The 21,621-nt window shown below is 48.5% G+C and carries 21 protein-coding genes and 4 pseudogenes; 9 read left to right on the forward strand and 16 right to left on the reverse strand.

Annotated elements, in window-relative coordinates; genetic code table 11:
• Positions 1-242 precede the first annotated feature (242 nt).
• On the forward strand, positions 243-1,346 hold the full coding sequence (gene mqnE, locus AAFJ72_RS17430; RefSeq protein ID WP_122903128.1) for an aminofutalosine synthase MqnE: 1,104 nt from the start codon (positions 243-245) through the stop codon (positions 1,344-1,346).
• A gap of 108 nt (positions 1,347-1,454) precedes the next feature.
• On the opposite strand, the gene AAFJ72_RS17435 is transcribed toward mqnE, so the two are convergent.
• Positions 1,455-1,718, reverse strand: coding sequence for a DUF1450 domain-containing protein (locus AAFJ72_RS17435; RefSeq protein WP_432774956.1), 264 nt, complete (start codon positions 1,716-1,718; stop codon positions 1,455-1,457).
• Between the two features lie 173 nt (positions 1,719-1,891).
• Between AAFJ72_RS17435 and AAFJ72_RS17440 the strand changes: the two genes are divergently transcribed.
• Positions 1,892-2,959, forward strand: coding sequence for an NAD(P)/FAD-dependent oxidoreductase (locus tag AAFJ72_RS17440; RefSeq protein ID WP_432774957.1), 1,068 nt, complete (start codon positions 1,892-1,894; stop codon positions 2,957-2,959).
• Between the two features lie 178 nt (positions 2,960-3,137).
• On the opposite strand, the gene AAFJ72_RS17445 is transcribed toward AAFJ72_RS17440, so the two are convergent.
• The 5 genes from AAFJ72_RS17445 to AAFJ72_RS17465 form a co-directional block, all read right to left on the reverse strand.
• Positions 3,138-4,370, reverse strand: coding sequence for an IS110 family transposase (locus AAFJ72_RS17445; protein WP_005833250.1), 1,233 nt, complete (start codon positions 4,368-4,370; stop codon positions 3,138-3,140).
• A gap of 258 nt (positions 4,371-4,628) precedes the next feature.
• Positions 4,629-5,957: an AAA family ATPase gene (locus AAFJ72_RS17450; RefSeq protein ID WP_432774959.1), complete on the reverse strand. Its 1,329-nt coding sequence runs from the start codon at positions 5,955-5,957 to the stop codon at positions 4,629-4,631.
• On the reverse strand, positions 5,958-6,839 hold the full coding sequence (locus AAFJ72_RS17455; protein ID WP_432774961.1) for a tetratricopeptide repeat protein: 882 nt from the start codon (positions 6,837-6,839) through the stop codon (positions 5,958-5,960). It lies immediately after the preceding gene.
• Entirely contained in the window at positions 6,829-7,236 is a 408-nt protein-coding gene (locus AAFJ72_RS17460; RefSeq protein ID WP_432774962.1) for a hypothetical protein, read from the reverse strand. The genes AAFJ72_RS17455 and AAFJ72_RS17460 overlap by 11 nt, the downstream gene beginning before the upstream one ends.
• 67 nt (positions 7,237-7,303) lie before the next feature.
• The gene (locus AAFJ72_RS17465) at positions 7,304-8,227 is read right to left on the reverse strand and encodes an ATP-grasp domain-containing protein (RefSeq protein ID WP_432774963.1); all 924 of its coding nucleotides are present in this window, start codon (positions 8,225-8,227) and stop codon (positions 7,304-7,306) included.
• A 482-nt stretch (positions 8,228-8,709) separates the two neighbouring features.
• Between AAFJ72_RS17465 and AAFJ72_RS17470 the strand changes: the two are divergent.
• Both AAFJ72_RS17470 and AAFJ72_RS17475 read left to right on the forward strand, forming a co-directional pair.
• Positions 8,710-8,868, forward strand: a pseudogene (locus AAFJ72_RS17470) (IS256 family transposase); the annotation flags it as partial.
• A gap of 247 nt (positions 8,869-9,115) precedes the next feature.
• Positions 9,116-10,333 (forward strand): IS256 family transposase, encoded by a 1,218-nt coding sequence (locus AAFJ72_RS17475; RefSeq protein ID WP_003842338.1) that lies wholly within the window; start codon positions 9,116-9,118, stop codon positions 10,331-10,333.
• Positions 10,334-10,570: 237 nt separating this feature from the next.
• Here AAFJ72_RS17475 and AAFJ72_RS17480 read toward each other — a convergent pair whose 3' ends face one another.
• Entirely contained in the window at positions 10,571-10,831 is a 261-nt protein-coding gene (locus AAFJ72_RS17480) for a hypothetical protein (protein WP_432774964.1), read from the reverse strand.
• Positions 10,831-11,187, reverse strand: a complete 357-nt coding sequence (locus tag AAFJ72_RS17485; protein WP_432777217.1) for a zincin-like metallopeptidase toxin domain-containing protein — start codon at positions 11,185-11,187, stop codon at positions 10,831-10,833. Before AAFJ72_RS17485 ends, AAFJ72_RS17480 begins: the two co-directional genes overlap by 1 nt.
• 62 nt (positions 11,188-11,249) lie before the next feature.
• Between AAFJ72_RS17485 and AAFJ72_RS17490 the strand changes: the two are divergent.
• The 3 genes and pseudogenes from AAFJ72_RS17490 to AAFJ72_RS17500 all read left to right on the forward strand — a co-directional run.
• Positions 11,250-12,373, forward strand: a pseudogene (locus tag AAFJ72_RS17490) (IS3 family transposase).
• Positions 12,374-12,480: 107 nt separating this feature from the next.
• Entirely contained in the window at positions 12,481-12,855 is a 375-nt protein-coding gene (locus AAFJ72_RS17495) for a transposase (RefSeq protein WP_432777218.1), read from the forward strand.
• Positions 12,856-13,018: 163 nt separating this feature from the next.
• A pseudogene (locus AAFJ72_RS17500) lies at positions 13,019-13,249 on the forward strand (transposase); the annotation flags it as partial.
• A 236-nt stretch (positions 13,250-13,485) separates the two neighbouring features.
• Here the strand turns inward: AAFJ72_RS17500 and AAFJ72_RS17505 are convergent.
• From AAFJ72_RS17505 to AAFJ72_RS17520, 4 genes and pseudogenes are all read right to left on the reverse strand, one after another.
• Complete coding sequence (locus AAFJ72_RS17505) at positions 13,486-13,728, reverse strand: hypothetical protein (protein WP_432774966.1); 243 nt, start codon at positions 13,726-13,728, stop codon at positions 13,486-13,488.
• Between the two features lie 12 nt (positions 13,729-13,740).
• Complete coding sequence (locus AAFJ72_RS17510) at positions 13,741-14,526, reverse strand: hypothetical protein (protein WP_432777219.1); 786 nt, start codon at positions 14,524-14,526, stop codon at positions 13,741-13,743.
• Positions 14,527-14,646: 120 nt separating this feature from the next.
• Positions 14,647-15,036 (reverse strand): annotated as a pseudogene (locus AAFJ72_RS17515) (DUF4280 domain-containing protein); the annotation flags it as partial.
• A gap of 326 nt (positions 15,037-15,362) precedes the next feature.
• Complete coding sequence (locus tag AAFJ72_RS17520) at positions 15,363-15,704, reverse strand: hypothetical protein (protein ID WP_432774967.1); 342 nt, start codon at positions 15,702-15,704, stop codon at positions 15,363-15,365.
• A 339-nt stretch (positions 15,705-16,043) separates the two neighbouring features.
• On the opposite strand from AAFJ72_RS17520, the gene AAFJ72_RS17525 reads away from it, so the two are divergent.
• Positions 16,044-17,276: an IS110 family transposase gene (locus AAFJ72_RS17525; protein ID WP_005833250.1), complete on the forward strand. Its 1,233-nt coding sequence runs from the start codon at positions 16,044-16,046 to the stop codon at positions 17,274-17,276.
• A gap of 322 nt (positions 17,277-17,598) precedes the next feature.
• On the opposite strand, the gene AAFJ72_RS17530 is transcribed toward AAFJ72_RS17525, so the two are convergent.
• The 4 genes from AAFJ72_RS17530 to cysK form a co-directional block, all read right to left on the reverse strand.
• The gene (locus AAFJ72_RS17530) at positions 17,599-18,492 is read right to left on the reverse strand and encodes a hypothetical protein (protein ID WP_432774968.1); all 894 of its coding nucleotides are present in this window, start codon (positions 18,490-18,492) and stop codon (positions 17,599-17,601) included.
• A gap of 251 nt (positions 18,493-18,743) precedes the next feature.
• On the reverse strand, positions 18,744-19,079 hold the full coding sequence (locus tag AAFJ72_RS17535) for a YuzD family protein (protein ID WP_432774970.1): 336 nt from the start codon (positions 19,077-19,079) through the stop codon (positions 18,744-18,746).
• Positions 19,080-19,128: 49 nt separating this feature from the next.
• Positions 19,129-20,262 carry a bifunctional cystathionine gamma-lyase/homocysteine desulfhydrase gene (locus AAFJ72_RS17540; protein WP_432774971.1) on the reverse strand — a complete coding sequence of 378 codons (1,134 nt, stop codon included), beginning with the start codon at positions 20,260-20,262 and terminating at the stop codon, positions 19,129-19,131.
• Position 20,263: 1 nt separating this feature from the next.
• Positions 20,264-21,187: a cysteine synthase A gene (gene cysK / locus AAFJ72_RS17545; RefSeq protein WP_432774973.1), complete on the reverse strand. Its 924-nt coding sequence runs from the start codon at positions 21,185-21,187 to the stop codon at positions 20,264-20,266.
• 192 nt (positions 21,188-21,379) lie between these two features.
• Here cysK and AAFJ72_RS17550 point away from each other — a divergent pair, with 192 nt between their 5' ends.
• The gene (locus AAFJ72_RS17550; RefSeq protein ID WP_122903184.1) at positions 21,380-21,601 is read left to right on the forward strand and encodes a NifU family protein; all 222 of its coding nucleotides are present in this window, start codon (positions 21,380-21,382) and stop codon (positions 21,599-21,601) included.
• Positions 21,602-21,621: the final 20 nt, after the last annotated feature.

Here is a 21,621-nt window from a genome sequence, read left to right on the forward strand (position 1 = left end):
ACATTACCCAAAATCGCCTCAAAAATACGGCGTTAAATGCTAAAATTTTACAAGAGAGAGTTGGAGAACTTCTGTTATTGTTCGTACATACTAAGAGGTTTATAATATAGATGCCTTGTTGTCCGAGATTTTCCCTTCTTACATTAGAGCTTTCTCCACCCAAGGAACGTTTTTGATTGGGGATGGCCTGGAGGTACAGCTCTATATCCCTTACCAATCGATCCAGAAAGGAAGTGTTTGGAATGGCGCTTGACACAATTGCCATCCAAGACAAATCACTCGCCGGAATCGCGGAAAAAGTTTTGCACGGCGAGCGTCTTACATTGGAAGACGGCGTTACTCTGTTTAACTCCAACGATCTTTTAACGATCGGACAGTTGGCAAATATCGTCAATTATCGCAAGAACGAAGATAAGGTTTACTTTGTGCAAAACCTTTACATCAATCCAACAAACGTTTGCGAAGCCCACTGTAGATTTTGCGGGTTCCGTCGCGATGAAGGCGACGAGGGCGCTTACACCATGAGCAAGGAAGAGCTGCTTCATTATGTGGAAACCCGTTTCCATCCCGGTATCCGTGAATTTCACATCGTCGGCGGCCACAATCAGCACAAGCCGTTCGAATACTACCTGGACAACATTCGCATTTTGAAGCAGGCTTACCCGGATGTCACAATCAAAGCTTACACCGGGGCAGAAATCGAGTTTTTCTCCCGCATCTCCGGCCTCTCCATTCGCGAGGTTTTGCAGGAGCTGACCAAAGTCGGGCTGGAAACATTGACAGGCGGCGGCGCAGAGATTTTGACAGAGCGCTACCGCATGAAAATGAGCCCGGAAAAAGCGAGCACAGACATGTACTTGCAAGTTCACCGCACGGCTCACGAGCTCGGCTTGAAAACACATACGACCATGCTCTACGGCTCCATCGAGACGCTTGAAGAGCGCGTCATTCACATGCTGCGCCTGCGCGAGCTGCAAGACGAGACAAACGGCTTCATGGTCTTCATCCCGCTCGCGGTACAGCCGATCAAGGCATCGGCCGGCATCAAGCGCCGCAATTCCGCGATTGACGACCTGAAAACGATGGCAATCAGCCGCCTCATGCTGGATAACTTCCAGCACATCAAGGCTTACTTCATTAACATCGGTACGCAGCTGACCCAGCTGTCTTTGACGATGGGCATTTCCGATGCGCACGGTACGCTGATCGAAGAGCGCATCAGCCACTCGGCAGGCGCCCTCACCCAACAGGCACTGACAGTCGATGAGCTGGTCTGGCTGATTAAAGGTGCCGGCAAACGCGCCCTGGAACGCGATACCTTCTACAACGTCATCAAAGAGCACTAAAAACGGCAAAAAGCTGATGTCCACAAAACAACGGACATCAGCTTCTTTTTTTGTTTCCTGGCACGCGCGGTTGTTCGCGGGCAGGAATGAACATCCTAAGAAAACAGCTTACAGCGGAAAATCTTCGTCGAGCATTTCTTCTTCCTCGCGCAAGCAGTTTTTGATTTTCACAAGCAATTCTTCTGCTGACGGAGCTTGCAACAGTTTGCCGTTTACCAGGGCAAACGGTTCCATGTAGCATTCTCCGCAGTAGCCAAGACAGCCGTATTCGAGAACATCCACATCCAGCTCGGGGTCGTTTTCCAGCGCATCTACGACAGACTGCGTGTAGGAAGAAACGTTGCTGGCGCAAAATTCTACCAATGGCTTCATCTATTTTCACCTACCGATTATACCGACATCGTCACGTACTTTATTGTACCGCGACTTTTCCAAAAATCCAGCGGAGAAAACGGGAAAAAGATTGTGCTTGCATTTTTGCCGAAAGAGACTAAAAATAGAATGGGTGCTGTAAAAAACGGACATAAGAAAGGACTAGACCTTCTATGAAACGACTTGTGATCCTTGGTGGAGGATACGGGGGTCTTCGTATTATCGAGCGAGTCCTGTCCCCTGATTTACCAGACGACGTGTTCATTACCCTTGTGGACCGTATGCCTTTTCATGGTCTGAAAACAGAGTACTACGCTCTGGCCGCAGGCACTACGCCGGAATCCCATTTGCGGGTTAATTTTCCAAGCGATCCTCGCCTGACGGTCAAATACGGCGAAGTTATTGCCGTCGATTTGGACGAGCAGGTCGTCAACTTTGCGAACGGGGATGCCCTCTCGTACGATTGGCTCGTCATCGGTTTGGGTTGTGAGGATCGTTACCATGACATTCCTGGTGCCGACCAGTATACGTGCTCGATCCAAACCATGGGAGCTACCCGCAACACTTACATGGCAATCAATAATGTCAATCCATATGGTACGGTTACTGTTGTGGGTGGTGGTCTCTCCGGTGTGGAAATGGCAGCAGAACTGCGCGAAAGCCGTCCTGACCTGAACGTGCGAATCATCGACCGTGGTCCAAGCATCTTGAGCCCGTTCCCGAAAAAGCTGCAGGAGTACGCCTCCCAATGGTTTATCGAGCACGAGGTCCAGCTTGTCTCCATGGCCAACGTTACAGGAGTTGAGCCGGGAGTGGTGTACAACCATAACCAGCCGGTTCCAAGCGATGTCATCGTCTGGACAGCCGGTATTCAGGCCAACCGGATCGTGCGTGCCCTGCCAATCGAGACAGACAACATCGGACGCGCCAAACTGAATCAGTATCACCAGATTCCTACCCATCCAAACGTCTACGTCGTAGGCGACTGCGCAAGCACGATCACCGCGCCGAGTGCCCAGACAGCCGAGATTCAAGGGGATCAGATCGCCCTGATCCTGAAAAAAGACATCAAAGGCGAAGAATTCCCGGCTTCTCTGCCACCGCTCAAGCACAAAGGCTTCCTTGGCTCTCTCGGCAAAAAAGAAGGCTTTGCCAGCATGGGGAAAGTCTCTCTGGTCGGTCAGATGGCCCGCGTCATCAAAAGCGGACAGCTTTGGATGTACAAAAAACATATGGGATAATCATCAAGCCTGTTGGCCAACTGGTCATACAGGTTTTCTTTTTGCATAAGGAAGAAATTCAAAAGGGGCATCTCTAAGTCGCAAAGTCGACTTTTTATACGAAAATGCCCCCCCTAAAAAGCAAAAAAAGGGACGGACTACAGTTGGTTGCTAGATATATCCAAAATATGGTATTTACTTACACGACCTCAGTTGGTTCAATCATTACCTTGAACCCTTGTGATTCAATTCTCTTGATCCAATAATCAACAACTCGATCCTGATCTTGTAAGTAATCCCATCCAAACTCTTGATACGTTATGTTATTTTTCAACATGTGATATATAATACGTAATATGAGGTGAGCCGTGGCCATCGTAGCTTTTTTCTGGCCTCTTCGTTTCTGGATGCGATAAAAAAACGAAGCGAGCCGAGTGCCTTTCGATTTACTCGCGGCCCAAGCTGCCTGGCAAAGTACGGCTTTCAAGCTCCTGTTTCCCTTCGTGGTTCGGGAGCTTTTTTTCTTGCCCGCACTTTCGTTGTTCCCTGGACTTAAACCTCCCCATGATGAGAGATGGGCATCCGATGGAAAACAAGACATATCGTATCCGATTTCTGCTAGGATGACCGCCGCCGCATCCTTTTGAATCCCCGGAACGGTGATGAGTTGTTCAACAATGTCCAAATGAGGACTGAGGAGCCTGTCGATTTCTTTTTCGATTTCCCTAATTTGTTCTTCGAGATACCTCAAGTGATCGAGGTGCATCCCGATTATTTTTCGATGATGAGCTCGAACTCGACCATTCAAAGCCTCTATAAGTTGCGGAACTTTTCTTTTCAGTGATGTTTTGACTAGATCTTTTACTTGGTCTGGACTTAGCACCTCACCGTTCACAATCGATTCGAGTAAGGCTCTTCCGGATACACCGAATACATCACTCACATATGTTGTCAGCTTGATGTTGGCATCCTGCAAAATCTTGTGGATTCTGTTTTTTTCCGCCGTAGCATCACCGAGCAGCTTTCTCCGATAACGAGTGTAATCGCGTAAATCTCGAATATTTTCGGGCGGAACAAAGCTGGGAGTGATCAGCCCACAGCGGAGTAATTGAGCAATCCAAGCTGCATCTTTTACATCCGTTTTTCGACCTGGAACATTCTTGATTCTCTTAGCGTTGGCGAGTACCAATGTAAAGCTCCCTTCAAGAACGTTCCATACCGGTTTCCAGTATACTCCTGTGCTTTCCATTGCAATGTGCGTACATTCGTATTGATGGAGCCAATCGTGAAGTTCAAGGAGTCCTTTGGTAGTGGTAGAAAAAGTCTTGGTTTCTTGTTTCGGTTTTCTGTCCAAAGGACCATACATAACACATGCTACCACCGTCTCTTGGTGTACATCGAGTCCAGCACATCGTTCTAATATTGCATCCATTCCCATCACTTCCTTTGTAGAAAATGATGCAGGCCATGCACCCGAAGCAAAGTATTTTTATACACGTACTCATGGTAACAATCGGCGGTGCTCGTAGGTGCAGTCGGCCGGTTTGAGACTCGGGGTTATTGCCACCAAAAAAGTATCGGCCTGTGACCTGCTAATTTTATTATGAAATCAGCAGGTTCACAGGCCAAGTACATTTTCATTCAATGTGGTGGCTGTCAGGCCATGGTAGTTTGAGACAGCCCCTTCCTTTTAGATTCGTTTGTATCTGGATAAAAACGCTTCTACATCGTTGTACAATCCGCCCTGGTTGGCGTACTTCACGTAGTTTTTCACTGTACGCAGCCAATCAATCGTAGACGGCTGCGTCGACTGGATCGCGCTTTTCAAGTCCTTCATGGTGAGAGGCCGCTCTACGCCTGTGCGCATGATTTCCGCGATGACTTCCTCTGTAGCGAGCTCGACGACGTTTTCGATGTCTGCCCCTGAGTACAGGTCGGTTTCTTTTGCCAAAAGCGCATAGTCGATCTGCTCAATCGGCCGCTCATGCAGCTTGATGCGGAAAATGGTCGCTCGCGCTTCTTCATCTGGCGGCGAGACAAAAATCATCTTGTCGAAGCGGCCAGGGCGCTTGAAGGCAGGGTCTACGTCCCACGGCATGTTCGTCGCCCCGATGATGAGCATTTTGTCCGTATTGGTATCAATGCCTTCGATTTCGGTCAAAAGCGTGTCGATCAGCGTGCGCATCGAGGACGTCGCAGAACGGCTGCGGTTGTAGCCGAGCGCGTCCATCTCATCGAGAAACAGCACACTGGGCTTGTTTGCCCGCGCCGATGAAAACACCTCCCGCAAGTTCTGCTCGCTCACCCCGATATACGGATCGAGAATGTCCGAGATGTGAATCGGGATAAACCGGGCGCGGCACTCGCCTGCTGTCGCTTTGGCGATAAATGTTTTTCCGCAGCCGGGAGGGCCGTACAGCAGGATGCCGCCCCCTACCTTTTTCCGGAATCGTTCAAACAGTCCGGGAGATACAAACGGTTTGATAATTTTCATATGGATCGCATTTTTCACGGCATGCAGGCCGCCTACATCAGCAAACGTAATCGGCGTCTCTGCCCTGTCTCTTTTGCCCGCTTGACCGCCGGAGATGACCTGGAAGGGCCGCTCGCTGCCGAGTCCTTGAATATGGCTTGCAGCCTTGGGCTGGTTGATCGCGAAAACGGGTACTTTTTCGGCTTCATTTTCATCCGCCGCTTCGCCCGCCGCCTCGTGCCGTTCTGCATCCTTGGTCTCATGCACCGTTACAGCCTCCGCTTTCCCGGCTGCCACCCCCTCCGAAACGGCTGTCTCGCTTTGGACAGGCGCGGCAGTTGGCGACTGCGCGAGGGAAAGCTTGCCCAGCTCCCCGATGATTTGCTGTGTCAGCGCCGGATCATTGCAGCGCAGCGCTTCCGTGAAAGCTTGCAACGCCTCGTTGTTTTGGCCCGTCGCGGCGTATTCCAAACCGAGCAAATACCACGCCGAAGCGTTTTCCGGGTTGCTTTTTGTCATTTGTAAAAGGACATCGATTTTCTCCACCTACTGACTCCTCACTTTACACACAAGTTTGTAAACAAGCGGCGAGATCCACGTGTAGACCGCGAAAACAAGCCATCCAACAGCAAAGTATCCGAGCGCAAACGGAGCAAGGTAGCTGATGAGGAACAGGATAACGGCAAAAACTACCCACATCCCGATCGGTCCACCCAGCTTGTCTACGAGCCGATTGGGCCAAAAGACGATTTGTGTTTCCTTGTCGATTGCATCCAGCATCTCTTTTATGCGCTCATTGGTTGGGTCGAGCAAAAACGCCTGGACGAGATTTTCCTTCGCGGTTTTGTAATCGTCGCGAAAGTACGCCTCTTCCCCGATTTTTATCAGCTTGTACAGTTCGTCGTCCTCGACTTCCACATAGCTTTGCAGCGTTTTTTGCTGCTGCTTTTTGTTGCTGACGATCAAGTCAATGTAAAACTGGTAGTGCAGCACCGTGCTGTCTTGCGGGTCCAGACGCTTTGCTTCCTCCATCAGCAGCCTTGCCTTTTTCACGTGTCCCGTCTGCAACATCAGGTACGCGTAAGTCGCAATAATCCCCGGTTCCTGCGGATTCAGGGCGAGAGCTTGCAACAAGGCCTGCTCGGCTTCATACCACTTTTTTTGCGACTGCAAGATCAGCGCGAGCAGCTGGTACACATATTCCGTTACCAGCCCTTTTTGCAGCACATCCACACACAGCTCATAGGCTTCCTCCACATTGCCCAGCTCGAATTCGCAGTAGCTCAGCATGTAGAGCACGGTTGGATTCGTCGGCGCTTCCGCCAGCGCCTCGCGCAAATGTTCTTTTGCCTGCTCATAGCGATTCATGTCGTAGTAATGTTTGCCCAGTTGATAATGCCGCGAATTTTGCAGCGCTTCAGTTTCCATGGAACAGTTGCACTCCTTTTGCTGCGAAGAACCACTCTACGGCCTTGCCCAGCAATGCATATAAAACAGCCTCCGGCAGAATCGGCTCCGTCTTGGCGAAAAGCCCCATATGAATGCGGTACCTGCCTCTCAGCAGGAAGTAGTACATGATTCCTGTACCCACCGCCAGAAAGTGCGCGTACCTGGCTGTCAGAAAGAACACAGCAACGCCTGCCGCCGCAATCGCATAGCTCCACAGCGGCTTGATCCGCAGCCAGCCCGCGTTTTTGACCCCAAGCACAATAGCTGGCAGCAAGCCTCCAAGGACGACAGCCAAGAGGTAATGGTTCAGATTGTACGATTTGGTTTCGTAGTCGACATCAGGCTTCAACGTCGGCTGAAACAGTTCGTGGTTCATGTTTTCACACTCTTTTCCAGGTGAGTAAGAAAGGATATATAGCGTATCGGTTGCAAACAGCAGAGAGTTAAGTTACGCCCCGCCCGATATTCGCCAGTTTGATTTTTTCGTAAAATGGCACGACGACATCAGCCCGATCGGGCAGCCCGGACACTTGCCCATCACCCCACTCCAAAATGATCCAGCCGCCGTCTTTTCGCTTCGCCAAATCCAGCGTGAAAAAACGGCTTTTTACTCGTTTCGCCACCGCAAGAAACGGCGACAAATCCGGCCTCAGCTCCCCGTAGTCCCCTTCCTCCCAATAGGGCACAAGAAACAAGGGAGTGCCATCCAGAAAGAACACCCGGTACTCTTTGGACAGCGGCATGCCGCTTTGCGAATGGTAAGCCAAAAAGTCCAGCTCCACAAACTCCCGGAACACAACCCCTTCATGAAGGTCGTCACCCTGTCGCTCCAAAAACCGCTTTGTCACCTGCGCCACATGCGCTTCGTCGGACGCATCCGGAATGTAGCAGGCCTCCAGCCATTCGTGCTTCCGCGATTTTACGAAGTCTTTTACGACAATCGGCGCTTGCCCGAATATTTGCAAGGCGGCGTGGACGTTGGCAAAAGAATCGTCAAGCTCCGATTTGTCCAGCCAAACCGAAAGCGGAGTATGGTCTTTCAGGAGGTCATACGCTTCCGGCAGATGGTGGCAATGGACGTACTGCTCGGGCGTATTGATGAGCTGTATATTTTTCCTTTGCAAGGCAGCGTACAGCTTTTCGTACTGGGCGGGCTTCAGCATCCACCCCCGGTAGATGGCGGTCGCTTTTTCAGCAGCTTCCTTGACGCTTTTCGTGGCTGCATTCGCATTTTCATGGTGAATCAGTTCTTCTATGTGGAGCAATGCCGTTTCCAGGCCCTGTTCTTTTGCGGACTTGTATTCGCTTGCATAGTTCTCGTCTACTTTGATTTTGTCGAATGGATCGCTGCAAAATAAGATTTTCATGGGATTTGGCCTCTTGGTTTTGTTTTCAAGGAATTTCCTGCATAGGTAATCATATCATGTTTTCTTGCGGGGTGTCTTGTTTACTTGTAATTGGAGAGCGGTGAGGGGGCAGCAAGCTCGATTGGCGAAAGCTCGGCCGTTTTGGTTCGTCTCGCTCACTTTTACGTGGATGTTTTTTTTCACGAAGGATCGCCGTTATCATTATTGGTTAGTAAAATATTGGGTATCAAGTAGATTTTACACAGATATAGGAGGAAGATAAAGATAGGAAAGCTGATTGGGTATATTCTTCTCGCGATTGTGGCAGGGGGGATGTTTGTCATGATTGCCCCGGAGGTTGCCTTGTTTGTCGGGCTGTGTGTGATTGTAGGGACTTTGTTTTATATTGTAGACCTGTTGAAAGAGGGAACAACCGGGTATTATTCAGGCGCGGCTGGAGAGGAGCTTTCGCAAGCGCGAGAGTGGGCAGGGAAAATTGGAGTAAAGCCATGTTTCCCAAAGATGATGCTCTTTTGAAGATGTTATAACTTGTAACCATGGATATTCTGCAAAAGTGGACGGGACGAGTCCAGAACTGGGGCCAGATTCTCTTACAGCTTTCCGTTTTCTTTGAAGATCGGGTACAGCCGTACATCCGTTAATAAATGAAAGGCTTCATCCCCGAAAGGATGATCTTTCTCTCCACCAATGCGTCAAGAGTTCGCTTCGCCTTACGCCCTTGAGTCTATTGGTTTCGAAAAAGACGTCCCAATTAGGGGGATGAAACCTTTTCATATATTGGTTGATTGAGTTTACACAAAAATCTTGACAGACCCTGACAGTCCAAAATTGAGAGCGTAAAAAGTTTTGTGTAAATGGTTAAACTTCCCATTAAGGAGATGATCATTTATGCAAGACAAAAGAGACATGACGATCAAGGAGTTAGCGAAGGATTGCCGTACCATCGAAGACGTGCACACCATGCTGAAAGATTTGTTCCGTGACACCATCCAGCAGTTGTTTGAAGCTGAAATGGATGCCCATTTGGGCTATACCAAACATAGTACCGATGGGGATCATTCAGGAAATAGTCGGAATGGGTATAGTAAAAAGACGCTAAAGACAAAGTTCGGGAACACAGAAATTCGTGTGCCTCGTGACCGTAACGGCGAATTTGAACCTCACATTGTGAAGAAGCATGAAACTACCACAAATGGCTTGGAGGAGCAAATTATCGCACTCTATGCTAAAGGAATGTCTACACGAGACATTGAGGAACACATGAAGGATCTGTACGGAATCGATGTATCTCCTGCGATGGTTAGCAAGGTGACCGACAAGATTATGCCAATGGTGGCAGAATGGCAATGCAGACCGCTGGATCGGGTTTACCCCATCGTGTTTCTGGATGCCATCCATTTTAAAGTCCGTCAAGAAAATCGAATCGTCAACAAAGCAGCTTACAGCGTTCTCGGCATTTCGATGTCTGGTCATAAGGACATTTTGGGCATCTGGATCGGCGAGCACGAAAGTGCGAGCTTCTGGCTCAATGTGTGCACAGATCTGAAAAGTCGTGGTGTAGAAGATATCTTGATTGCCTGCAAGGATGGACTGGCGGGCTTCTCCGAAGCAATCAACGCAGCGTTCCCAAGAACCCAGATTCAATTGTGCGTCATTCACCAGATTCGCAACTCGATGAAATATGTACCGTTCAAGGAAGAAAAGGCCGTTTTGGCAGATTTAAAAAAAGTCTATCAAGCTCTTACGCTGGAAGAGGCCGAATCAGCATTTGCTATGTTCAAAGACAAGTGGGGGAAGAAGTATCCCATCATTATTCGCTCCTGGGAAAGCAACTGGCTTGAATTGACCGCCTATTTCAGCTATCCCCCAGAAATCCGTAAGATGATTTATACAACGAATATTATTGAGGGGTATCATCGGCAACTTCGTAAGGTCACCAAAACAAAAACGGCGTATCCAACCGACGATGCCTTACGGAAAATCATCTATCTGGCAACCATGGAGGCTTCAAAGAAATGGACCATGCCCCTTCGAAGTTGGAAAGAATGTATATCGCAACTGGCCATCCATTTTGGAGACCGCTTGCAAGGGGAACTGTCCGCATAAAGGGGCTGTTGGGTCGGCTTGACATGGAGCCTCTGCGGGCATGATTCTTTGCGATTGGGCGATGCCTGTAAATCATGCATCGCATGGCTGACGAGCCTATCATGCCCGCCCCTCCATGTAAAGCCGTTGAAGTAGCCATTCACCTGTTAAAAACCCATTTACACAAAAAAATTTACATTCCCCCAAAATTGGCCGTGAATTGGAGTACTAATCTGTTATTCGTAAAACATCCCTGTCTTACTTATCCTTATCAAGAAGATGAGCCTCAACTGCCTCATCTAAACTCATTGCTTTTTCCATTTCGTCATCAACAAGTATAAGTAACGGTCCTTCTATAGGGTGCCCTTCAGATGTTCTAACCTCGAACGTAGCTGCCCAATATCTTTTTGAAATCTTTGATACCTCCACATCAATTAACTCCAGTTTGTAGTTTTCATTCTTATCTTTGTTCATATATCCAAGTGCCAGTTGTTCTGCTCTTTCTCTTGATAACTTCATTATCTAATGCCTCCGTATTGAGTAATGTACCAATTTGCATGGAGCTGTTCAGCTTCGTTTAACGCGTTCCATCTTCTAGGACTATTTGATAACATATCATAAACAAATTGCTCAGGCGCATTAAATTTTGATAGATCGTTCATCGGAACTGGTCCACTAGTACGAGGCAATTTTGCATAGGCATCTTTTCCGATTTTCTTATATTGAATGTAGTGTGACAATTCATGCCAAACTTCATATTGCGTTGGATTGCTCTTCAAGACGAGTTCATCAGTATTATAGTTAAAGCCTCCGCCTTTTCCCGGAGGCAAGAACTCATCTCCGACTTTGAGAGTTATGGATCGGCTACACTGAATTGGACAATTCTCTTAAGGTCTAGTAGATTGAAAGCAAATCGATATAGAACGGGGAGAATGTCATGGGGAAACGTGAGCGTCGGTCATTTACAGACGAGTTCAAGCGGCAAATGGTTCAACTCTACGAGAATGGAAAAACGCGTGCAGATATTTTGAAAGAATACGATCTGAGTGCATCTGCGTTTGACCGTTGGGTCAAACAAAGCAGAACGACAGGTTCTTTCAAAGAAAAAGACAACCGAACGGAAGAACAGAATGAACTCCTTGCGCTACGCAAAGAAATTCAGCGATTAAAAATGGAAAACGATATTTTAAAGCAAGCAGCGCTGATCTTCGGACGAAAATAACAGTGATCCGGCAAAATGCACATAAGTACTCTGTGTCTGCCATGTGTACCATTCTCCAGGTGAATCGGAGTACTTCCTATTACGAAAATAGTCAGCATTCATCTAGTGAAGATGAGGTGGAACAGGCGATCATTCGTATTTTCGAAGAGAATCAGCGCGTCTATGGAACAAGAAAGATCAAAGCAATTCTGCAAAAAGAAGGAAAGACTGTTTCCAGACGACGTATTGGACGTTTGATGAAGAAGAACGGCCTTGTATCGGCGTATACGATTGCACAGTATAAGCCGCATAAGTCTCCTTGTAACGATTCGGCCATTCAGAATGAACTAAACCGCGAGTTTACAAAAGATCAACCACTAGAAGCGGTTGTGAGCGATTTAACGTATGTTCGAGTCACAAACAAATGGCACTATATCTGTTTACTTGTGGACTTATTCAATCGGGAGATGATTGGGTATAGCTGTGGATCCAGTAAAGACGCCGCGCTTGTCTATCGAGCTTTTGCAAGCGTAAAAGGAGACTTGCGTCAAATTCAGCTTTTCCACACAGATCGTGGCAGTGAGTTCACCAATCGTACGATTGGTGATGTCATCCGTACATTCAACATCAAACGATCTTTAAGTATGAAAGGCTGCCCATACGATAATGCGGTAGCAGAGGCAACTTTCAAACTGATCAAAACGGAGTTTGTAAAGAATCGACGGTTTGAATCACTTCCCCAGTTGAAGCAAGAATTAGGGGCATATGTGAAATAGTTTAACGAAACAAGGATTCACTCAACATTGGGCTATTTAAGTCCACTTGTTTACAAACAGGAGGCACTTAAGGAATTTGTCTAGTTTGGTGTTGACAGTCCACTATTCGGTATCTGTATGATCGTCCTGTTTCCGAAGGGAGTTCCATCAAAAAAGATTGTTATGTACAAATGGGGACACAGCCAAATCGAATGAAACATGTCCTCCGCCTCATTGAGACAACCGATTCACAGAGAAACTCCCTCCTGCTGATTACGAATCGACTGGAGTTATCTGCACAAGAGATCAGCGAGATGTATCGTAGTCGCTGGGCCATTGAAATCTTCTTTAAATGGTTGAAGCAGCACGTGAAAATCACTTCCTTTTACGGGAAAAGCCAAGAAGCGGTTCTGAACCAAGTTTTCATTGCCCTGATTGCCTTTTGCTTACTTCTCTTGGCAAAAATCTTCTCCGCTTGCCAAGAGAGCTTGCTTCAAATCTATCGGTGGTTACGTGTGCTGCTCTGGGAGGATAGCCAAATTTGGTGGGAGCTATTAACGTCGAAACGAAGAAAGCCTGATACATAAACGGGAAAGAAACTGCCGTGTAGCGCTTGGTTGAACTGTATATAAATTCCAAATGTACGGAACTACCTTTGTGGGTCACTCCGTTCTTTAGCGATTTGAAAACAGAATATCGTTCAGAAAAATCAGTTTATTTATTCAGGGATTTTTTATGCAACGCTAGTGCCGTAAGATGATTTATACAACGAATATTATTGAGGGGTATCATCGGCAACTTCGTAAGGTCACCAAAACAAAAACGGCGTATCCAACCGACGATGCCTTACGGAAAATCATCTATCTGGCAACCATGGGGGCTTCAAAGAAATGGACCATGCCCCTTCGAAGCTGGAAAGAATGTATATCGCAACTGGCCATCCATTTCGGAGACCGCTTGCAAGGGGAACTATCCGCATAAAGGGGCTGTTGGGGTGGCTTGACATGGAGCCTCTGCGGGCATGTTTCTTTGCGATTGGGCGATGCCTGTAAATCAATGCATCGCATGGCTAACGAGCCTATCATGCCCGCCCCTCCATGTAAAGCCGTTGAAGTAGCCATTCATCTGTTAAAAACCCATTTACACAAAAAAAATTTACATTCCCGTGCTATTGGTTGAATAATGGATTCATTCGGTACTGGGTAGCCTTCACTGAATTATTCTTCCTTCTCTAACACATATGTCTTTATTACTGTATCCTCATCAAACACATAAATTCTTTCACATTCCGTACATCTCCAAACATCGTATCGAGGAAACGGTATTGTAACTGGGTCAATTGAATCTCCTAAATTAATAATATCGTCCCACTCTCTATCTGAATAAACCCTTAACTCTACGTCATTTGGTGCGTTTGAGTTTGAAAGTGTAGCACCACATTTACATTGAAATCTTGCCATAGACATCTCTCCTTAAGGATATGTGATAGTCCCTTCATTCGTCCAAATTTCAACCTTACCAGGAATTGATTTGTTAGGATATGTCCCGGATGCACGATTAATAATTTCCTTTGCTTGGTTTGCAGTCAATCCTGCATCTCTTGCGTCAATTATTACTGTTTCTGCCCCCTGTTTCAATCCCTTCTGTATCCTTGTTATACCAGTGTTAACATTGGGGTTTTCTAAAGTCTTGAGCTCTGTTTTAACTCCATCAACTTTAAAATCAGGTGTTTTAACTTTAGCATTTGGGTCTTTTGGAATGACTTCCACATTTTTACCGCTGGCGGTCAAATCATTTACAACTTTCTTTTCAGCGTCTGTTAAGCCATTAAGAGAACCTGTAATCTTACCCGTCCCCTTATTCCCAACTTCCCCAGTCTTACTTACATTTGATTTACCATTATCAGAATTCTTTACCAAATTTCTTTTCGCTTTGTCAACTGATTTATGTAGGTTCTGAATTACTCTACTTCTCCCCAACGATACTGCGTCAAGGATTAACCCACCAACTACAAACACATCCTCCTTGGTAAACTTGCCATCCCCCAGGGTCGCTAAATCTTCTTTCAGCGGGTCCACATAACCTTCTTTCACAAACTGCTTGACACCCTTCGGCAGTTCCTTCGCCGCTTGGCGCATGCCTCCAGGCAACTCACGTGATGCCTTCTTCACCGCGCCCGGCAGTTCGCTGGCGGCTTTTTTCACCGCAGTTGGCACTTCACCCAGTGCGGAAATACCTTTGACAAAATCTCCCCACATGCTTCGTTCTTCTGCCGGTTGCTCGCCTTCTGGCGTTTGCTCCCCTTCTGGCGCTTGTCCAGCATTTGCTCCCGGGGCGGGGCACGCATTGGAGCCGTTTGAAATGCTGACTCCACCCAGGTCTTGCCCATCGTCCTCTATTTTGATCTGTCCGCAGTACATGCACATGTTCGTGGATTTGTTCAGGAGCGCTGGAAATCCTTCCACCAGCTTGTCCGCTTTGCCATCCAGCCAAGGCATCGTCACCACTGGCATGCACGGCATTGGGGTGAGCACCCCGTTATTGGCGGCTGTCGCCTGGGCAACGGTTGGATTGCTCAGGCTGCTGCATTTGCCGAAGGGCATGATGTTATCCATCGGTTTGAAGTCCATGATGTTCATCTGTGGCTTGCCCTTGACGAACACACCGTGACTGACCGGCATTTTCAACCGGCTTAGTTGGCTTCCCTGACTGCAGGACAAAATCGCGCCTGCTACGACATAGCTTTTCTTTTCGCCGCCGCTGGGCATCTGTACCTGAATGTCTTCAATATTTGCCAATGATTTTCCTCCTCTCCGTCATCGGTCCTATATAGAATTGGAGGATTCTTGCTGTTTCGGTTTGACGCTTTGCTGTTCCACTATCCAATGTGTATCTGAAAAGGAATATAAACCCATAACTGTGTTATCGGACATTTTCCATTCTTTAACAATAGATAAAAAGTCACGAACTCGTCATGTATGTATAGGATTTTAGGACTATAAATCTTTCAATAGCCCCAAAAGCAAAGCAAGCCAAAAATAAACCACCAGCACTCTGTCTGGTGGCTGTTGCCTATAGATGGCCTCTTCCCCTCTCACCGCTTCTGCACCCGCAAAATCGGCACCTTTTTCTGCTCATACGTCCCTTCCAATATCCCCTCGTTGATGACGTTCAGCTTCAGCAAGCTGGCGATTTTCCCGGCGTCGGCTCGCGACATGAGGCGCCAGAGGGCCGGGTCGGGCAAGGAGTTGTAAAGGCGGTCGTCGCTGTATTCCCGGCGTTCCTGGTAGCTGATCGACAGCTTGAAGTCGCCTTCCTCGGCGCTTCCGGCTTCCCCGTAGGTGTCGATCAGCTTGCTTCGCAGCGCGCCAAGCTCATCCTCGACCTGCTTCTGGATTTCTTTCAGTTCATAAAAGCGGGCGATTAGCTGTTCCATCTGCTCGTCCTCCTTGATTGGGGCTGTTCCAAAGTAAGATATGAGCGAGCAGAGGACAGTAGAACAAGACTGGCCTGCATCAAAAATGAGGCTGTCTCAAACTACCATGGCCTGACAGCCACCACATTGAATGAAAATGTACTTGGCCTGTGAACCTGCTGATTTCATAATAAAATTAGCAGGTCACAGGCCGATACTTTTTTGGTGGCAATAACCCCGAGTCTCAAACCGGCCGACTGCACCTACGAGCACCGCCGATTGTTACCATGAGTACGTGTATAAAAATACTTTGCTTCGGGTGCATGGCCTGCATCATTTTCTACAAAGGAAGTGATGGGAATGGATGCAATATTAGAACGATGTGCTGGACTCGATGTACACCAAGAGACGGTGGTAGCATGTGTTATGTATGGTCCTTTGGACAGAAAACCGAAACAAGAAACCAAGACTTTTTCTACCACTACCAAAGGACTCCTTGAACTTCACGATTGGCTCCATCAATACGAATGTACGCACATTGCAATGGAAAGCACAGGAGTATACTGGAAACCGGTATGGAACGTTCTTGAAGGGAGCTTTACATTGGTACTCGCCAACGCTAAGAGAATCAAGAATGTTCCAGGTCGAAAAACGGATGTAAAAGATGCAGCTTGGATTGCTCAATTACTCCGCTGTGGGCTGATCACTCCCAGCTTTGTTCCGCCCGAAAATATTCGAGATTTACGCGATTACACTCGTTATCGGAGAAAGCTGCTCGGTGATGCTACGGCGGAAAAAAACAGAATCCACAAGATTTTGCAGGATGCCAACATCAAGCTGACAACATATGTGAGTGATGTATTCGGTGTATCCGGAAGAGCCTTACTCGAATCGATTGTGAACGGTGAGGTGCTAAGTCCAGACCAAGTAAAAGATCTAGTCAAAACATCACTGAAAAGAAAAGTTCCGCAACTTATAGAGGCTTTGAATGGTCGAGTTCGAGCTCATCATCGAAAAATAATCGGGATGCACCTCGATCACTTGAGGTATCTCGAAGAACAAATTAGGGAAATCGAAAAAGAAATCGACAGGCTCCTCAGTCCTCATTTGGACATTGTTGAACAACTCATCACCGTTCCGGGGATTCAAAAGGATGCGGCGGCGGTCATCCTAGCAGAAATCGGATACGATATGTCTTGTTTTCCATCGGATGCCCATCTCTCATCATGGGGAGGTTTAAGTCCAGGGAACAACGAAAGTGCGGGCAAGAAAAAAAGCTCCCGAACCACGAAGGGAAACAGGAGCTTGAAAGCCGTACTTTGCCAGGCAGCTTGGGCCGCGAGTAAATCGAAAGGCACTCGGCTCGCTTCGTTTTTTTATCGCATCCAGAAACGAAGAGGCCAGAAAAAAGCTACGATGGCCACGGCTCACCTCATATTACGTATTATATATCACATGTTGAAAAATAACATAACGTATCAAGAGTTTGGATGGGATTACTTACAAGATCAGGATCGAGTTGTTGATTATTGGATCAAGAGAATTGAATCACAAGGGTTCAAGGTAATGATTGAACCAACTGAGGTCGTGTAAGTAAATACCATATTTTGGATATATCTAGCAACCAACTGTAGTCCGTCCCTTTTTTTGCTTTTTAGGGGGGGCATTTTCGTATAAAAAGTCGAACTTTCGACTCTGAGCAGCCCCTTTTGCCCTTTAGCAACGTTTGTATTTCAACGTTTCCGCTTTTTTACGTTAGCGTGGCTGTCTCAAAAGTGTTTTTTCCACTTCGAGATCCCCGCTTTGTCTGTCAGAAACGTTGATATAACCATGCTTCTGATTATGAAACGCTAGTGGAACTGTCCTTTCCGGGCATCTCCATGCCTTTTTGATCTTGCAGCAGAAACAAACAGGCTTACTTGTCGACCATGGTGTTGATCGCTTCGCCCGAGTGTTTCACCAGGAAGGTAGAACACTCGATTTCCCAGGGATTCCACTTGCCTTCGCCCTGGTAGCCCCAAACGGAGTTGATACGGGAAACGGTGTCTGCGTTGTTCATGCCCACGATTCGTTGTTCGCCTACGAGTTCATACGTTCCGTTTCCATCCATGTCGATTGGCGTCAGTGAGCCGAAAGGGTACGAATATACGGTAACGTCTTCGCCATCTGCCTGCAGTTTCCCGTCCTTGTCGTACAGCTTGGCCGCTACGTATACGTCCTGGTTGGCACTTACGTCAATGCTCAACGGCTTGTCCAACTGGCTGCTTTTGCCCTCTACCTTGAAGCCATCCACGAATTTGCCTTCATAACGGATGCCCTCGTTTTCCTTTTCGCCAAAAATGACGGTTGGTTTGTTTTGGGCAAAAGTAGCGACGACGTGATTGTAGATGCCGCCACTGCCGCCAGTCGCTGCTTTCACGAATACATCGGCTACGTGATCTCCGGTGAAGTCTGCGAGAGTCAGTTCGCCTTCGTAGCCGCCCAGTTCGGTGATGTTGGTTGCGCTGTAAGCTTTCGATTTCCCGTCCTGCACCACGATGTTCATGTTGGAGGCGTAGATGTCGTCAGTCTTTTCTTTTTGGCCGACCAGAAAAACTTGATCCTCTACTTGATCGCCGTTCACATCGGCGGACTTCACGTCGATTACATACGTGTTTGCACCGAGCTTCAATTCGGCTGCTGCGGTGAAAAGCTTGCCTTTTTCAGCAGCAGCGTGGGCTGCCTTCGTGCCTGCAAAATTCAACCCCGCAACTCCTACTGCTCCTGCCATTACGAGAAAAGCAACTGGCTTCATCCATTTTTTATTCATGGTATGTTCCTCCCTGGTTGTTCTTGTCTACATGAACAACTATAGAGCGAGGTCGCTTTGAATTTGTTACAAACGGTTTACGAAATAAAAACAAAGTGGTAAAAGCTTCATCCCCGGCGTTCTTTCGTTGGAACTGCCGAGAAGAGAATGGGAATTTGGCAAGCCGCGTTTTTTCCTGTTTCATTCCAAAAAAACCGACCAGATTCATCATCTGATCGGTTTATCAATCGGTTCGAGCCTTTTAGGGCTGCCTATTCACTGTCTGCCGCAGCAGCCAGCGGAGTGACGCCCATGCTTTCCAGCTTTTCGTAAATGTCTTTGAGCTTGGGATTTCCTTCGCCGACAATTTCCCCGGAAATTACGACAAGCGGATACCACAAATCTTCCTCAATGATGCGTGTCGCCCAGCTTTTGTCATCGTCTGTCTGCGGGTGTTGAAAGTCGCTGTACACGATACGGATGCTGTCGCTGCCGTATTTGCGGGACAGAGCAGCCTGTAGCCATTCTGCCGTTTCCTTGGCCGATGGCAAATTGACGCAGCTGGCGCAGAGCTGTTCGGTTCCAAACACCTTGATTTCCACACTCATCTCATCCGCCTCCTGTCGGGTCTGTCGTTGTGCGAGAGGTGTTGCGGGATTAGGACAGCGCCTGGTCGAGATCCTCGATCAAGTCTTGCACGTCTTCGATCCCTACAGAAATGCGCACCAAGCCGTCCGTGATGCCCAGTTCGGCGCGGCGCTCTGCCGGGATGGAGGCGTGTGTCATGCGGGCAGGCACGCTGATGAGGCTTTCGACAGCGCCCAGCGATTCAGCCAGTGTGTAATACTTCACTTTTGCCAAAACTTCATCAGCGCGTTCCGCACTGCCGACATCAAAGGAGATCATGCCGCCGAAGCCGCGCGCTTGCTTTTGAATCAGCTCATGCCCTGGGTGGTTAGGCAAGCCCGGATAGATAACCCGTTTGATGTCGCTGCGCTCGGACAGCCATTTTGCCAATGTGCGTGCATTTTGCTCATGCTCTTCCATACGGATGCCGAGCGTTTTCATGCCGCGCAGAAGCAGCCAGGAATCCTGCGGGCCAAGGATGCCGCCGATTGCGTTTTGCACGAAATGCAGGTCTTCCCCGATCTTCGCATCTTTTGCAACGACCAGACCTGCGACGACGTCACTGTGGCCGCCCAAATACTTTGTTGCGCTGTGGAACACGATGTCTGCGCCCAGATCGAGCGGATTTTGCCAGTATGGCGTCATGAACGTGTTGTCGACGATGAGCAGCACGCCTTTTGCTTTGGCGATGTCTGCCAGCGCGCGAATGTCGCTTACTTTCAGCAGCGGGTTGGTCGGCGTCTCCATGAGGATCGCTTTTGTTTCCGGGCGAATGGCCGCCTCGACCGCTTCCAGATTGCTGGTGTCGACGTAGCTTGCTTCCAGACCCATGCGGGAAAAGACGCGGGTCACTACGCGATATGTACCGCCGTACACATCGTCACCGACTACGAGATGATCTCCCTTGTTGAACAGGGAAAGAATCGTGGACAATGCCGCCATGCCGGAGCCAAAGGCAAAGCCGCGAGCGCCGCCTTCGATTTCGGCAATGTACGTCTCCAGCGCGTGGCGCGTCGGGTTGCCTGTACGGGAATATTCAAAGCCTTTGTGAACGCCGATTGCTTCCTGCTTGTACGTGCTCACCTGATAAATTGGAACGGAAACCGCCCCTGTATGTGGATCTCCATCAATTCCGCCGTGGATCAGCCGGGTTTTGATGCGCATCTTAAATTCCTCCCTGGTAAATTTTTTTGCTCAGATAGCGTTCGCTGCCATCGGCGAACAAGGTGACGATGTTCGTGCCCGGAGTTGCTTCCTTCGCTTCGCGCAGAGCCGCTGCCATCGCTGCTCCGGCAGAGCTGCCGACGAGCAAGCCTTCTTTGGCGGCGAGCTGCTTGACCATCTCGAATGCTTCCACATCGAGGATAGTGTGAATCGCGTTGAAGTAGCTCGTGTCCATGAACGGCGGCAAAAACTCCATGCCGATCCCTTCCGTTTTATGCGGACCAGGCTCTCCCCCGTTCAGGATCGAACCCTCCGGCTCCACAATCACGGTCTTGATGTTCGGATTTTGCTCCTTCAAATAGCGGGCTACGCCCATGAACGTACCGCCGGACCCGGCACCTGCGACAAACACATCCACCTTGCCGTCCATTTGGCTCCAGATTTCCGGGCCTGTCGTCTTGTAGTGCGCATCAGGGTTCGCCGGATTCGCAAACTGCTGCGGCACGAATGCACCCGGAATCGACGCTGCCAACTCCTGTGCCTCGGCAATCGCTCCTTTGATGCCCAGCTCGGTCGGCGTGTTTACAACCTCTGCTCCAAGCGCGCGCATCAGTTCCTGCTTTTCCTCGGAAAACTTGGCCGGGACGCAAAAAATGACTTTATAGCCGGTTCCTACAGCGGCGAGCGCCACCCCGATTCCTGTATTCCCTGCTGTCGGTTCGATAATGGTGCCGCCTGGCTTCAGTTGGCCATTTTCTTCAGCGGCGCGAATCAATTCCATGCCCAGTCTGTCCTTCACACTGCCGCCCGGATTGAAATATTCCAGCTTGGCAAACAAGCGTACTCCCTCGGGAAGCTCAAACTGCGTAATTTCGACGATTGGCGTATTGCCAATCAGTTCCTTCACATTGCGAAATACGTTCACGAAAATCTGACCCCTTATGTTGAAGTACTTGCTTTTTCATTATAACATGCTGCTGTTGCAAAAAGTCCATGCAGGTTCGCATTGATTGTACTTCTGGCGTGAAAGTGTCAACAGGTCACGTAAGCGATGGATTTATCGCCAGCGTACGATTATAATAAAAGGGAGTTGGAAAGGAGTGAATGTAGCATGGATATGATGGATCAAGTACAAGAAGTTCTCGATAAACTGCGCCCTTACCTGCAACGTGACGGCGGTGATGTACAACTGGTTGACGTAGAAGACGGCATCGTGAAGCTGCGCCTGATGGGTGCATGCGGCAGCTGCCCATCCTCCACCATCACCCTGAAAGCAGGGATCGAGCGTGCCCTGCTGGAAGAAATCCCAGGTATCAAAGAAGTGCAACAAGTATTTTAATCCAGGCATACAGTCATGAA

Source organism: Brevibacillus gelatini (genome assembly GCF_050920745.1).
GTDB lineage: Bacteria > Bacillota > Bacilli > Brevibacillales > Brevibacillaceae > Brevibacillus > Brevibacillus gelatini.

What these genes read in the sequence shown, in the direction of transcription:
- AAFJ72_RS17435 (WP_432774956.1), bottom strand. Translation starts at nt 1,718, where the DNA reads ATGAAGCCATTGGTAGAATTTTGCGCCAGCAACGTTTCTTCCTACACG.
- AAFJ72_RS17535 (WP_432774970.1), bottom strand. Translation starts at nt 19,079, where the DNA reads ATGAGTGTGGAAATCAAGGTGTTTGGAACCGAACAGCTCTGCGCCAGC.
- AAFJ72_RS17520 (WP_432774967.1), bottom strand. Translation starts at nt 15,704, where the DNA reads ATGGAACAGCTAATCGCCCGCTTTTATGAACTGAAAGAAATCCAGAAG.
- AAFJ72_RS17455 (WP_432774961.1), bottom strand. Translation starts at nt 6,839, where the DNA reads ATGGAAACTGAAGCGCTGCAAAATTCGCGGCATTATCAACTGGGCAAA.
- AAFJ72_RS17495 (WP_432777218.1), top strand. Translation starts at nt 12,481, where the DNA reads ATGAAACATGTCCTCCGCCTCATTGAGACAACCGATTCACAGAGAAAC.
- AAFJ72_RS17510 (WP_432777219.1), bottom strand. Translation starts at nt 14,526, where the DNA reads ATGTGGGGAGATTTTGTCAAAGGTATTTCCGCACTGGGTGAAGTGCCA.
- mqnE (WP_122903128.1), top strand. Translation starts at nt 243, where the DNA reads ATGGCGCTTGACACAATTGCCATCCAAGACAAATCACTCGCCGGAATC.
- AAFJ72_RS17525 (WP_005833250.1), top strand. Translation starts at nt 16,044, where the DNA reads ATGGATGCAATATTAGAACGATGTGCTGGACTCGATGTACACCAAGAG.
- AAFJ72_RS17530 (WP_432774968.1), bottom strand. Translation starts at nt 18,492, where the DNA reads ATGAATAAAAAATGGATGAAGCCAGTTGCTTTTCTCGTAATGGCAGGA.
- AAFJ72_RS17465 (WP_432774963.1), bottom strand. Translation starts at nt 8,227, where the DNA reads ATGAAAATCTTATTTTGCAGCGATCCATTCGACAAAATCAAAGTAGAC.
- AAFJ72_RS17460 (WP_432774962.1), bottom strand. Translation starts at nt 7,236, where the DNA reads ATGAACCACGAACTGTTTCAGCCGACGTTGAAGCCTGATGTCGACTAC.
- AAFJ72_RS17550 (WP_122903184.1), top strand. Translation starts at nt 21,380, where the DNA reads ATGATGGATCAAGTACAAGAAGTTCTCGATAAACTGCGCCCTTACCTG.
- AAFJ72_RS17540 (WP_432774971.1), bottom strand. Translation starts at nt 20,262, where the DNA reads ATGCGCATCAAAACCCGGCTGATCCACGGCGGAATTGATGGAGATCCA.
- AAFJ72_RS17445 (WP_005833250.1), bottom strand. Translation starts at nt 4,370, where the DNA reads ATGGATGCAATATTAGAACGATGTGCTGGACTCGATGTACACCAAGAG.
- AAFJ72_RS17440 (WP_432774957.1), top strand. Translation starts at nt 1,892, where the DNA reads ATGAAACGACTTGTGATCCTTGGTGGAGGATACGGGGGTCTTCGTATT.
- AAFJ72_RS17480 (WP_432774964.1), bottom strand. Translation starts at nt 10,831, where the DNA reads ATGAAGTTATCAAGAGAAAGAGCAGAACAACTGGCACTTGGATATATG.
- AAFJ72_RS17475 (WP_003842338.1), top strand. Translation starts at nt 9,116, where the DNA reads ATGCAAGACAAAAGAGACATGACGATCAAGGAGTTAGCGAAGGATTGC.
- AAFJ72_RS17505 (WP_432774966.1), bottom strand. Translation starts at nt 13,728, where the DNA reads ATGGCAAGATTTCAATGTAAATGTGGTGCTACACTTTCAAACTCAAAC.